Genomic DNA, 13,098 nt, shown 5'->3' on the forward strand with positions numbered 1-13,098 from the left:
AGAGGGGGAAGAGGGGGAAGAGGGGGAAGATAAATAATCTTAAAAAAATCAACTTATTCACAATAATATAATACCCTGCATTTATATTTTATTTAGCTTTAATAAGTCCAATTATCGTTAAAACCTTGTATTTTTGCTAAGGATATTAAAGGCTCAAACTGACGGTTATAAATATTAGTTAATAATTCTAAATTTAATAAATCTTCGGTTTGACTTATCTTTAAATCTAGCAGATAATTTTCTGTATATTTTAGCCATTCTTTTCGAGGTAAATATTGATGAGAAATAGTTAAGCCTTGATGTTGTAATTGAATAAATTTGACTAAATATTGAGAAGATGGTATATTATTTGATTTAGAACTATTAACATTATTCATCGTTGGTATTAAATTCCAAAGTCGATCGTGAGCTACAAATGACCAAGGTAAATAATGATCGATCGAAATAGTATTTTTATCTAAAGTTTGCTGAGAATAAATACATTTAATGGGCTGTTTTTCTAGTATAAATTTCCAATAATTAGCTTGATTAGTTAAAGAGTTTCTTTTCTCAGGGGCAAATAATTTATTAACTAAATTGGGTACATTTTGATTATTTTTTTGCATATATTGTAACCATTCCCAAGCTACCCAACCTTTAATAATGATAAAATTTTGTTTAAAATAATCTACCCATTCTGGATGTAAAATAATAGCATCAGATTCTCTATAAGTATTAGCATTAAAACGATATAAAGGTTTTAAGATAGCAAAATATTGATTAGCTATTTCTGGGGTTTTTTTGACTACTTCATAGTTAACATCAAAATCCCGCAAGTTTTCTTGCAAAAAAGGGCGTAATAATCGAAAAGGTACATTCTTTTTAAAATCAGCAATAATAGCAGTTAAATTATTTTGACTAATAATTTCTTTCAACGCTATTTTATCGCTACTATTAAATTTTAAAACGGTAGTGTTTACCGTCAAATCAAGGGAGTCTAACTTATTAGCAATTTTATCTTGTTTCCCAAAGGATAGGCGAAAAAAGGTATGAGGATACCAAGCATTAGCTAACATTTCTATCATTAATTCTTGAAAACTAATTGACATTGACTCTGAATGATCAAATAATCTTTGGGATAAAATATCTAAAATAGAATAAAAAAATAGGTATTTATAAGAATTAGTGGTTGCTTGAAATAATCGAGATAATGCGGATATATTTAGATGGTTAGATTGTGGTAAAATTTGAGAATTAATATTCATATTAGTTCAACTTATTAAATTATTGAACATCATCTTTAGCTTGGGTTAGTGTTAGCCTAACCATACAAAACTTAATCTAACTCATTTATAATTAATTTATAAATTTAGTTTTAATAAAAAACTATGATGAATATTGAAAAAGCAGTGTTAGAAAATCTTAAACGACTTCCTTTACAACAACAAGAGGAGGTATTAAACTTTAGTGAATTTTTGAAACATAAAATGTCAACTTCTCTACCATCTTCCGATACCAACCTTACTCCAGAGGAAAAAATAGCACAATGGCGTAAAGTTATAGCTAAATTACCTAAAACCAGTGCTAATTTACCTGATTCTGCGTTACATCGAGATAGCATCTATGAGGATGATTATTAATGATTCAATATTTACTTGATACTAATATTTTATTACGATCGGCGGATGTTTCTTCTTTGACTCATTCTCTAGCTAATGACGCAATTGCACAAATTATCGCTGATGGTAATGAGTGTGTTATTACATCTCAAGTGTTAATCGAATTTTGGGTAGTGGCTACACGTCCAACTGATGTTAATGGTTTAGGTTGGAGTATCTCACAAACTAAAGATTATGTCAATGATTTGTTAAATAACTTTATGTTAATTACTGAAAATATAGATATTTTTGGCTCTCTTACTTTGAGTATAATAAGCTAATAGTAAATAATCCCTGAAATCATTATATAGATTACGATCGATACTAATAAAATTGAATTTTTATAAGAATTGCATTTTTAAAATTCTGTAACTATTATATATCAATAGTTTTAAGCATTATTTGGTATTAATTTATCATAACTACTGTAGAAGAGCCATATTTTTCCTCATTGGTTAAGACTGGTAACAGACTACAATATTAAAGGAAAACGTAGCCATGATATTAGACTTTTAGCAGTAATGAAAGCTAATAATATCAGTCATTTATTAACTTTTAATTCTCAAGATTTTATTCAACTTTCTGACATTATTATTATTCAACCTCAAGCTCTTATTAATAATTCTTAATAATGATTAATATATATCAAAGATTAAATACTAATCGACAAAATTTAATTAAACTATGTCAAGAGAAAAAAATCATAGAATTAGCTTTATTTGGCTCAATATTAAGAGATGATTTTAATAGTGAAAGTGATATAGATTTATTAGTTACTTTTGCTGAAGATACAAAAATAACTTTCTTTGATTTAGATAGTATCGAAAATCAATTTAGTCGATTGTTTAATCGCCCTGTAGATGTGGTAACAAAAAAGGCAATTAATAACAGTCATAACCCTATTAGAAAAAAGAATATTTTAGATAATTTAAAAGTAATTTATGAACAGAAATCAGGATAATGATTTATCCTCATCATAAGTTAACAATTATTCTATTATTTTTAATAAAATTCTTTATTCATTTTGTTAACAAAATATCACTGATACGATCGAACCTTATCTACTATAATTAAGCTACGATTTTATTAATTAAAATTTTTACACAATATGACTATAACATTAATTAAAAATAAGAATTTAGAGCCTATTATAAAAACCATAAAAGACAAATTTAGCCAAATCTATAAACAAAGATTAACACAGTTAATATTATTTGGTTCACAAGCGAGAGGAGATGCTAGAGAATATTCTGATATTGATATATTAGTGGTTTTAAAAGGGGATATTAATTGTGTTGAAGAAATAAAAAATAATAGTGATTTTATCAGCAGTTTATGTATTGAATATGATGCAGTAGTTAATTGTTTTTATATTTCAGAAAATAGGTTAAATAATGAGGATAATTTATTTATTAAAAATGTTAAACAAGATGGAATATTATTATGAATATAAAAGTAAAAAATTTACTTAATAAAAATAAAATCTGAACAAAGTATCAATGCTTCTGAATATTTACTGGGAGGAGAATTTATTGAGTTTTCTCAACAAGAATTAACTCATTTTTATCAAGAATAAATCAATTTTAGTCAAATCATTATTTATTTATTCATCTTCTAATAATTGTGTTAATATTTCGGGTATTAAACCATTTACTTTTGCTTCCTCTTTAATTTGAGTTACTATTTCTTCAAAGCTATCAGGTTTTAATAATTGTTTTAAAACTAAATTACAAATTTGGATTGCATTTTCTTGTTTAGTCGCATCAGCTTTTTGATAGGCTTTAGCTATTTCTGAATCAACTTTAATTGTTATGGTTTCCATGATTAACTCCTTGATACATTAATTTATTCTGATTATATCTCAAGAAAATTTCTTTCAATTTAGCAAAAAATAGAATTTTGTTGGGTTACGGTATCGCTAACTCCATTAGCAAAAAAAAGAAAATTTGTTGGGTTACGCTGACGCTAACCCAACCTACGTTTAGTTTAAGATTCTTTCCGTGAGTTTTGCTAATACCGCTTCTCTGAGTTTTCGATCGACCCCTTCTAATTGCGCTAGTATTTGATTAACTAAATCATCCGCTTCTTTTTCTCGACTTTCATCTATCCATACCATCCTTAAAGTTTCCTCCCCGTCATCACGGGTGACGCTAATTCTTCTCGCTGTTACTCCCTCTTGAATACCTTGAGTGTTAACCTCCGTTTGGATAGCCTCTAAATTCTCGAATTTGCGCACTATATCCGCTAATTTTACCTCAAATGCGATCGAATCCTCATCACTCCAAGACTCCGCAGGTTTATCCGCAATCACCATCACAACCGCAGACAACCATTGACTATCACTTTGGGAATCATCAATAATCGCTTGAGTAAAACGTTTCAAACTGCGCTCAACACATTTATCCTTGAGATTATAACCACGAAGGCGTAAAGTCACCCTTAACTTATCTCCCTCTACCCCAAAAGCAGTATTTAACAAAGATTGGCAATGAGTAAGTAAACTATCATAGCCTTGATTAATTTCCCGTAACCCTTTAATTAACTCCGTTTTAAAAATTTTCGTTACTTCCACACTGGGGGGGGAGTCTGGAGTAATGGCAGATAAACCACAGGCAAGGGGTAAAGCCGAAAAAAGTAACTCGTCTGGTTCAACAGTTTGCTGTAAAGAGTGTAAAATCTGAAGGGCAGTCTTACTTAAATTTTTGGTTTGTTGAGTATAACGGGGTAACTTTTTCACAAACTGATATAAAGGAGTAACGACACTTAAAAGGGTTGCGTTTCTCACTTGCAAATTATCCTTACCCTTCGCTTTACTTAAAATTGCTTCTAATTCTTTGAAGATTTCTCCCCTTAAACCTTCGATAGCAAAATATTTTACTCCATATCGATCGGGATTTTTAACTAATAACTCAAAATGCTCTTCTCCTAACACTGGTATAAAAGTACCATCTTGATAAACTCCTACTTCCTCTCGATAATATAACAACACCGAGGCAAGGATAACAGGAATAATTCCCTCTTTCACTCCATAGGGAGGTTTTGACAATAGTTGATATAACTTAGAGATGTTTTCTGGTTTTTCTGTTGCCGATAAGCAAAAATGTTCGATCGAACTCCAGACATCCGTTATATTAGGATTATCCCTACTCACAGGCGGATAAAAACCCCATTCTTCTTGATTATTTTCTCCTAAGTTGGTATTATATGTGTCGGGGGGGGTAATCAAGTTGTTTTCAGAAGTCGCATTATGGATGTTTAATTGTTCATTGTTAATTGTACATTGTTCATTGAGACGATGAATCCCTGTTTCTTGCAAAAGGGAAAAATACATAGTAACTTCTGGTCCATAACCCGTTAAACCCAACTTAGGTAGGGTAGAATTATTTATCATGGCAGAGATTAACTGTCGTCTTGCCATCATCCCTTGGGCGGTTAAATTACGGCGATTTATCAACTCATTCCACAAAATCGGGCTTTTAGGAAATATTTGCTCACAAATTCTCGATAATTCAGAGTTTAACTGACTAATACTAGAGATATTCACCAACTCTCCTTGAATCCAACATTGATTATTTTCTTCACTAACATCAAACACCGTAGCTAAAGTTTCATCTAAAAATCTTTCTGCTTCGGCGAGGCGATAACGCACTTCTTTTCTGGCAACTCCATCAGCTTGTAATTCTTTTGCCGTTTTATCTAACCAATTCAAAGCCGAAAATTCTCTCCCTCGTAACCGTAAAATTTGTAAGTTATTAGCGGTGATGATAATAAGCGGCAATCCATCAACGGTAGATGAAGGAAAAGAGGAGGGGATTTCTTCTTCTAACCAATAACCTAAGTAACCATCGGCGGTATCACTATGGCATTTTAACTTGTCTAAATCTGATGAGGAGTCGAGATAATGTCTTTCAAAATAACGTAAAGTGCCTGTTTGATAACTATGTCTTTGAGCTATGATGGGTTTTAATGGACGTAGTGTTGACAGTTTTTTCACCAAAGTCTCTACATCCTGATAAGATTCTAACTCTCGATCGACATTAAAATCTGAACCTTGCCAAATTCTTAATTCATCTAATTGACGGCGATGGGTAATTATCCCCCCTTTCAATAAACCATCTATTTTTTCCTGCCAGTAGTTAACTTCTTCGGCTTGGGGTAAATCACATAAGCCATAAGCCACCAGTTGCCTAGTTGCTTTTGTTATCCCCGTAATCGTCACCAAGTTGAGGATACCAATTACTTTTAACACCCGTAAACTATCCTCATCCAAACTCTTACTATCAGTGATTAAGTCGTGAATTTCTATCCATCTTTGCAAATTAGGGCGCGATGTTAACCCCATTCCTGCCGATTCGATAAAATAATCATAGACTCGATCGAGTTTCAGTGTCGGTAAGCTATACTTAACAAAGTCATCATTGGAATATTTCAAAAACTCCTCTTCCCTTTTCCCTCTTCCCTTTTCCCTACCTTCACCAGTGTCTTTGATTCCCTCACTGAATATAACCGTTTCTGTGAGAAAATTTTTTAAGGAAAAAGGCTCATCAGATGTGATAAAAGTAAATAAAGTTCGATCGTTTTGAGCATAACGCATACACAGAGTAGGTAAAACCAAAGCCGTCAGAGGATGCAGAGGGTAAATTTTTTCTAAGATTGACTCGTCAATTTTTTCTACCGATAAAGTCTGATAAAGACTATCAAACCATTGTTGACTATAATCTCTCACCCCCAACCCCTCAAGAGAAAAGTCTTCTTTGTTACTTTCCCCCTTTGCTAAGGGAGGATAAAGGGGGGATTCTTCTTGATGATTAATTGCTTCTCCCATTAACCGCATCATTTGCGATACCGATTCAGTAAAAGGAATATCCTCAAATCTACCTTGAATTTTTGCCCATTCGTTGCGTTGCACTTTTGCCAATCTTTGCCCATACTCAGTAAAGGCTTGATGAAGAATGCCTAAAATATAGACTCGATTGCCGTTAATTGACTCTAATTCTGCTAATTGTTGTAATAAGTATAAATCCTCTGCACCTTGATTATAAACAGCATATTCTAAATTTTTTCCTAACTCATCAATAATAAAAATTAAGTCTGTTTTACCTTGAATAATTATCTCTTTTATTAAGGCAATAATGGCACTATTATTAACAGGTTTTCCTACTGTTATTAACTCATTAAAACTCTCTAATTGTCCTTTAAATAGAGCTTTATTTTTGAGCTGAAAACTATCTAATCCTACCAATAAAGCCCTAATAATTGTACTAATAATAGGCTCTCTTTGACTAACAGCGATCGACCTAAATAAGCCTTGTTTTGGTAAATTATATATTAATTTTTGATACTCTTTATTTAACTCATTTTCTTCTCTTAAAATAGGCTTAATAATCTCAAAAGCTGATGAATAAATTTTACTATTTTGAGGAGCTAATAAACAACTTAAATAATGACAAAAAGCCGATTTTCCAGTACCATAAACCCCTGTTAAAGTCCAACAATTACTATTATTTTCTCTCGTCAAACCTCGCAAAACCCTCCCTAAAACATCAATGGCTTTATCCGTTAAAATATAACCATCTAAGGCGGTAATATCATCAAAATCTCTCTCTAAGTTGATCGATCGAGTGTAACGTCTTTCTAGGGTAAAATAATTAGCTAATGTAAGATTATTCATAAAAATTGTGATTTTAACAAAAGTAGATTAGGTTGAGGCATGAAACCTAACATCATAGACAAAAATAAACACCAGTAGGTGATGTTTTCAATTATAGTAACTTTTAAGTATATGTTACATTTTATTTAAAATACTGAAATAAATCAAGTGGTTTATTTTAAAATATAGGTATGAGTCGATTAATATTTCAGTGGGACAAAAACAAGGATTTAATCAATCAAAAAAAGCATGGTGTTTCATTTGAAGAAGCAAAATCCGTATTTTATGATGATAATGCGATACAATTTTGGGATGAAACACATTCTGAGTTAGAAGATAGATTTTTGTTGCTTGGTATGAGTTCAAAAATGCGATTATTATTAAGAGTGCATTGTTATCGAGAAGAAGAATCAGAAATTAGGATAATTTCAGCTCGTAAGGCAACGAAAAAAGAAAGTCAACAGTATAGAGGATAAAACTATGAAACCAGAATATGATTTAACTAAAATGAAAAGTTGCCCGAATCCTTATGCAAAAAAACTAAAGCAACAAGTAAATTTACCTTTAGAAATTGAGGTGGTAGAATATTTTGAAAAAAAGGCACTAGAAAAGGGTATTTCTTATCAACAATTAATTAATTTATACCTTTTAGACTGTGTAAAAACTAAACGGGAAATATCCTTCTAAAATAAATTTTTCAGCCAACTAATGTCCAACAAAAGTTTAAATGGATATAGTAACTTGATTAGACTATTTTATATACAAAATGCCAGTTAATCAAACCTCATTTCTTCAAGATTTCCCTCCCATATTTCATCACTTCAGTCTTTAAAATCATTATTATCAAAGGATGAAATAGCTATGTTGCAAGAGTTTGATATTTTTAGTAAGATTTTCTGTCAAGTTTTTTAAGAGGTTCAATCGTAAGTGTATGGAGCGTCACTACTTATAAATAAATCACCATCTGTTAACACCAAAAGGCGGACGTAAATCTGTCTTGAGACATGAGCCTGTGAAAGATGAAGCCTACACTATACCGCTAGGTTAGTGTTGGTAGTTCACCCCTCACCACAAAGACATTTTACATGACTGAATGTCCCAATGCTAATCCCATGACTAACATCCCTAATACAAGGAAAGGTTGCGCACTAGCTTGATATTTAACATCGTTGTTTAAGGGATCTCGTAAAAAGTACATATCTTGGAAAGTTATTTGTGGTATAACTAACAATAATAAAATTGTAGCATAAAGATTTTGATGAATATAAATTAAATATGCCCCCATGCCAATTTGAAACACATCAATCATAATGACGCAAATCCATGCGGCGGTAGTTACTCCAAACATGACGGGTAAGGATTTTAAACCTAATTCTCGATCGCCTTCAACACTTTTGAAATCATTTACCACTGCAATCCCTAATCCTGCCATACTATAGATTAAGGTAAGAATGATAATAGTCCAGTTTAACTCCCCGAATAAAGCATGACCAGCCCACCAAGGTAGTGCGATATAGCTCGAACCTAGTGCATAATTTCCTAACCAACCATTTTTCTTGAGCTTGAGGGGAGGTGCAGAATAAATATAGGAGATGAAAGAGCCTCCAAGGGCTAAACAAGTTAAGATAGGAAACTCATGGTTTGCCCATACATCTAAACCGTAGGCAACACCGATACCTGCAAATAGTAAAACTAGAATTTGGGTTACTACTTGGGGAATGGAAATAATTCCTGATGGAATGGGGCGATATGGCTCGTTGATTGCGTCTATATCTCGATCGTAAAAATCGTTGATAGTTTGAGTATAACCTGCTAAAAGAGGACCAGACATTAACATACAAGTTAACGCCATGAGGAAATGTTCCCAACTCCAGACATAACCCCCAGAGGATGCCGCACCACAGACAACTCCCCAAATCAAGGGAATCCATGTAATAGGTTTCATCAGTTGAAGCCTAATTTGCCAAATATTTTTGGCTTGGGTTGCCCCTTTCATGCCTAATAGTTGTCTAGCTTTCGATCCTTTATCGTCTCGATCGAGTTCCACTTTGGTATAATCTTTGTCTTCTGTATTTGTCATTATTTTAATAAAGCCTAAAAGTTAACATATTCTTTAGAGAATAGTATAACAATCACTGTCACCCTTGACGGATTACTCATTTCTACTCCTATCAGGCAAATTTAGTACATTTTTACTGACTGGAAGATTATCGAAGAGAATTTCATCAATAAAATAAGCAAAGTTTTATTATACTTAATACCATTAAGGTTTTATTTTTTGCAAGGAGTTTGATAGTGGCAAGTCACAAAATTTTACTAATTGAAGACAGCATGGTAATTAGAAAAACTGTCAGAGATATGTTACCCGAAGGTAAATTTGAAGTAGTGGAAGCCAAAGACGGACTTCTGGGAATGGAATTACTCCACAGCGCAAATCCTCACCTAATCATGTTAGATTTTTTCTTACCTAAAGTTAGTGGTTGGGAAATTTATCAAGCAATACAAGAAGATCCTCGTTTGAAACTTATTCCTCTTTTGGTAATGTCGGGAAGAAAAGATGAAGTAACTGGTAAAATTGCTGAACCTTTTGAGTATTTCTCTTTCTTGGAAAAACCCTTTGATCAAAAACAATTAATTCATGGTATCAGAGAATGTATGGAGAAATCCAAGAAATTGGCTCAATCCCTCAAGGTTTCTGTGTCTGATACCCCAACTATGGGCGGTACAAGTGGCGGTGGTGAAATTGAACAGTTACAAGCTAAGGTGATCCATTTAGAATCCGAAGTGGCACAATTGAAAAAACAATTAAATCAACTTATGAATTTCGTGAAGAAAAAATTACAATAATCAATTTACATTTTTAATTATGGGAAAGTTCGATCGATGTATTATCAATTTATAGCAATTTTTGAAAAACTTGTAGATAACTGTCGGCTGTTTTTTCCCAACACCAGTATTCTTGAGCAAAATGAGAAACTTCTGCCCTTAAATTGCTTAATAATGCAGGATTGTTGATGATTTCCTGCGTTTTGTTGTGCCATTCTTCCTCAGAATGAGGTTGATTTACCACTGCTGAGAATATCATGTTTTCTAATTGAGGATATTGATTAGCACTTTCAGTACTTACAAAAGCAGGAGTGCCACAAGCCATAGCTTCTTGAATCACGAGGGGAAAAGCCTCCCCTGTGCTTGGTAATATCAGTAAATCAGCAGTTTGATAAAGGGGTGTTAAGACACTTTTTTCCAGATTTTCCCAGACATAAACATTGGATAACCCCCAATTTTGAGGGTTTAAACTGCCCCATCCCACAAAAACCCATGTTATTTGATGATAATTTTTAGCTAATTTTTCGAGTAAATTTAAGCCTTTTTTTTCAACAAAACGCCCCACAAAAAGAATGGTTAATTTATCTTGAGGTAATGCTAATTCTTCTCTAATTTTTATTCTTGCTTGATTGTCAACGGGATAAAAAATATTAGTATCCACACCATTAGGAATAAATATTGGTTTTTGACAAAACTTAGGCTTTAATTTTAGCCAATATTCTTCTATTACTTTACTACAAAAAACTACTCGATCGACCCTAGTTAACATCAATTTTCCTAAAGTATAATTAACTAACTTTAAGAGAAAACAAAAAACAGGATTACTGAAAGGAATAAAGCCAATATGTTGAGTGATAATTATCGGTTTTTTCTGTTGTTTTGCGATATAAAAAGCGAGAATATTACCTAAATAAATATATTCGTGAATATGGATTATATCCACTTGTTTAATTTGTCGCCATAGTTGTCGATAAACTTTAAAAATATTCCACAAAGGATAAGCAAAACCTAGTTTTTTTTCGATGATATTATTTGACTCGATCGAGATACATTGTAAGTTATTATTAAGTTGGGGAGAAGGATCATTATTACTAGCTATCCACGTTACTTCTAACCCTTGATTACACCATTGAGAAATCAATTCTCCCGCCACAATTTCCACACCGCCTCGATGTGCTGGAAAATAATGAGTAACGACTAAAATTTTCATAGAATCATTGATTATTTACTAGGTAATTTCTTTTTATTAAAGCTCCAATTTTTATGAAAAATATAGTTTAAAGGAGTTAAAATTATCATCAAAATTATATTAGCATATAAGTACCAAATATTAACCAAGTCCACTAAAATAAACATGGCACAGAGATTAATAATATAACTAGATAACATGACACTATAATATTTCCAAAGTTCACGCCAAAATAACTTTTTTTTCGTTTGAAAAGTATAGTATTTATTTAGAGCAAAGCCAATAAAGTTAGTAATAATGATAGTAATAACGCTAGAAATTAAATAGTTAATCTGGAGTAAAGACGTTAAACCATACATCAAAATTAAACTTAAACCTGCACAAAATCCGCCTACTCCTAAAAACTTAAAAATTCTCAGATTTATAAAACTTTTAATTTTTTCGATCATATTTTAAAATTAAGTAATAAGATAGCAATGTCTGATGATAATATATTGTATGGAGTTTTTTTGCTGTAGAAAATAAAAATGACAAGCGACAATTTTTCATGGTTACATCGAGGGATTAGTGATATTTTTCCTCATCAACCCGAATCAGATAATATTAATGATAATTTAGAACAACTTTGCACTAAGATCGATCGACCTTTAAGGGTAAAATTAGGAATTGATCCTACGGGTACAGATTTACATTTAGGTCATAGTATCCCATTTCGTAAATTAAGAGCATTTCAAGATCAAGGACACACTGCGATCGTTATTATAGGTGATTTTACCGCACAAATTGGCGATCCGACAGGAAAAGATAAAGTAAGAAAACAGCTTACATCAGAAGAAGTCAAGGAAAACGCACAAACCTATCTCAATCAATTACGCCCCATTTTAGATTTTGATACCCCCGATCGATTGGAAATAAGATATAATTCTGAGTGGTTATCTAGCCTTAACCTCGCCAAAATACAAGAATTGTTAGCCACCATGACAGTACAACAAATGTTGGCAAAAGAAGGCTTTAACAATCGCTACACCCAAGAAACCCCCATTTATCTCCATGAATTTCTCTATCCTCTCATGCAGGGTTATGACTCCGTTGCCGTCAATGCAGATGTAGAGTTAGGGGGTACGGATCAAAAATTTAATATTGCCGTAGGTAGAGATTTACAAAAATATTTCGGACAAAAACCTCAATTTGGTGTCTTACTACCTATTCTAATCGGTACAGATGGAGAGCAAAAAATGTCAAAATCCCTTAACAATTATGTGGGTTTAAAAGAAGATGCCTTGTCGATGTATTCTAAGTTAGAAAAAACTCCCGATGCTTTGTTAACAAATTATTTCGAGTTATTGACAGATTTACCTTTAAGTGCCATGCCCGAAAATCCTAGAGAGGCACAAAAATTATTGGCGGTGGAAGTTGTCTCTCAATATCACGGTAGGGAATCGGCTTTAACTGCACAAAAAACGGCGTTAGAAATCGTTAGCAATCAAAATCTAGGGAATGTGGAAGCTGTACCCGAATTTTCCCTCAAAAATGTGGAATTTCCTGCTAAATTGTTTTATATTCTCAATGCCTGTGGTTTAGTCAATAGTAGCGGTGAAGGAAGAAGACAAATTCAAGGAGGAAGTGTACGCTTAGACGGCGATCGAATTACAGACCCCAATTTTTCGATCGAAAATGCTACAGAATTAAGTAATAAAATTATTCAAGTAGGCAAGAAAAAATTTATTCGCTTATTAGATTAATCTTAAGTTAAATAGACTGGGAGAAATTATGATTTTTGTACCGTAAAACGGGCA

14 protein-coding genes are annotated in these 13,098 nt (G+C 32.4%); 8 read left to right on the plus strand and 6 right to left on the minus strand.

Features of this window, described 5'->3' with window-relative positions; all coding sequences use genetic code 11:
* Positions 1-98 precede the first annotated feature (98 nt).
* Positions 99-1,244 carry an HNH endonuclease domain-containing protein gene (locus ACN4EE_RS08710; protein ID WP_431706037.1) on the minus strand — a complete coding sequence of 382 codons (1,146 nt, stop codon included), beginning with the start codon at positions 1,242-1,244 and terminating at the stop codon, positions 99-101.
* Positions 1,245-1,370: 126 nt separating this feature from the next.
* Here ACN4EE_RS08710 and ACN4EE_RS08715 point away from each other — a divergent pair, with 126 nt between their 5' ends.
* The 4 genes from ACN4EE_RS08715 (at position 1,371) to ACN4EE_RS08730 (ending at position 3,084) form a co-directional block, all read left to right on the plus strand.
* Positions 1,371-1,619, plus strand: a complete 249-nt coding sequence (locus ACN4EE_RS08715; protein WP_431706081.1) for a hypothetical protein — start codon at positions 1,371-1,373, stop codon at positions 1,617-1,619.
* Positions 1,619-1,918, plus strand: coding sequence for a type II toxin-antitoxin system VapC family toxin (locus ACN4EE_RS08720; protein WP_431706038.1), 300 nt, complete (start codon positions 1,619-1,621; stop codon positions 1,916-1,918). The genes ACN4EE_RS08715 and ACN4EE_RS08720 overlap by 1 nt, the downstream gene beginning before the upstream one ends.
* 350 nt (positions 1,919-2,268) lie before the next feature.
* Positions 2,269-2,598: a nucleotidyltransferase family protein gene (locus ACN4EE_RS08725; RefSeq protein WP_431706039.1), complete on the plus strand. Its 330-nt coding sequence runs from the start codon at positions 2,269-2,271 to the stop codon at positions 2,596-2,598.
* A gap of 147 nt (positions 2,599-2,745) precedes the next feature.
* Positions 2,746-3,084, plus strand: a complete 339-nt coding sequence (locus ACN4EE_RS08730) for a nucleotidyltransferase domain-containing protein (protein WP_431706040.1) — start codon at positions 2,746-2,748, stop codon at positions 3,082-3,084.
* Between the two features lie 156 nt (positions 3,085-3,240).
* Here the strand turns inward: ACN4EE_RS08730 and ACN4EE_RS08735 are convergent, their stop codons facing one another.
* Positions 3,241-3,459 (minus strand): hypothetical protein, encoded by a 219-nt coding sequence (locus ACN4EE_RS08735; RefSeq protein WP_431706041.1) that lies wholly within the window; start codon positions 3,457-3,459, stop codon positions 3,241-3,243.
* 159 nt (positions 3,460-3,618) lie between these two features.
* Complete coding sequence (locus tag ACN4EE_RS08740) at positions 3,619-7,308, minus strand: hypothetical protein (protein WP_431706042.1); 3,690 nt, start codon at positions 7,306-7,308, stop codon at positions 3,619-3,621.
* A gap of 170 nt (positions 7,309-7,478) precedes the next feature.
* Between ACN4EE_RS08740 and ACN4EE_RS08745 the strand changes: the two genes are divergently transcribed.
* Together ACN4EE_RS08745 and ACN4EE_RS08750 are read left to right on the plus strand one after the other, a co-directional pair.
* The gene (locus tag ACN4EE_RS08745; RefSeq protein WP_431706043.1) at positions 7,479-7,763 is read left to right on the plus strand and encodes a BrnT family toxin; all 285 of its coding nucleotides are present in this window, start codon (positions 7,479-7,481) and stop codon (positions 7,761-7,763) included.
* Between the two features lie 4 nt (positions 7,764-7,767).
* The gene (locus tag ACN4EE_RS08750; RefSeq protein ID WP_431706044.1) at positions 7,768-7,974 is read left to right on the plus strand and encodes an antitoxin; all 207 of its coding nucleotides are present in this window, start codon (positions 7,768-7,770) and stop codon (positions 7,972-7,974) included.
* Positions 7,975-8,368: 394 nt separating this feature from the next.
* Here ACN4EE_RS08750 and chlG read toward each other — a convergent pair whose 3' ends face one another.
* The gene (chlG, locus tag ACN4EE_RS08755; RefSeq protein WP_431706045.1) at positions 8,369-9,367 is read right to left on the minus strand and encodes a chlorophyll synthase ChlG; all 999 of its coding nucleotides are present in this window, start codon (positions 9,365-9,367) and stop codon (positions 8,369-8,371) included.
* A 215-nt stretch (positions 9,368-9,582) separates the two neighbouring features.
* Here chlG and ACN4EE_RS08760 point away from each other — a divergent pair, with 215 nt between their 5' ends.
* The gene (locus tag ACN4EE_RS08760; RefSeq protein WP_431706046.1) at positions 9,583-10,134 is read left to right on the plus strand and encodes a response regulator; all 552 of its coding nucleotides are present in this window, start codon (positions 9,583-9,585) and stop codon (positions 10,132-10,134) included.
* Between the two features lie 49 nt (positions 10,135-10,183).
* On the opposite strand, the gene ACN4EE_RS08765 is transcribed toward ACN4EE_RS08760, so the two are convergent.
* Together ACN4EE_RS08765 and ACN4EE_RS08770 are read right to left on the minus strand one after the other, a co-directional pair.
* Positions 10,184-11,323: a glycosyltransferase family 4 protein gene (locus tag ACN4EE_RS08765; RefSeq protein WP_431706047.1), complete on the minus strand. Its 1,140-nt coding sequence runs from the start codon at positions 11,321-11,323 to the stop codon at positions 10,184-10,186.
* Positions 11,324-11,334: 11 nt separating this feature from the next.
* A complete protein-coding gene (locus ACN4EE_RS08770) occupies positions 11,335-11,751 on the minus strand; it encodes a GtrA family protein (protein ID WP_431706048.1) in 417 nt (138 codons plus the stop codon).
* Between the two features lie 78 nt (positions 11,752-11,829).
* Between ACN4EE_RS08770 and tyrS the strand changes: the two genes are divergently transcribed.
* On the plus strand, positions 11,830-13,044 hold the full coding sequence (tyrS, locus tag ACN4EE_RS08775; protein WP_431706049.1) for a tyrosine--tRNA ligase: 1,215 nt from the start codon (positions 11,830-11,832) through the stop codon (positions 13,042-13,044).
* Positions 13,045-13,098: the final 54 nt, after the last annotated feature.

It is taken from the genome of Geminocystis sp. CENA526 (assembly GCF_050753365.1).
Taxonomy (GTDB): domain Bacteria; phylum Cyanobacteriota; class Cyanobacteriia; order Cyanobacteriales; family Cyanobacteriaceae; genus Geminocystis.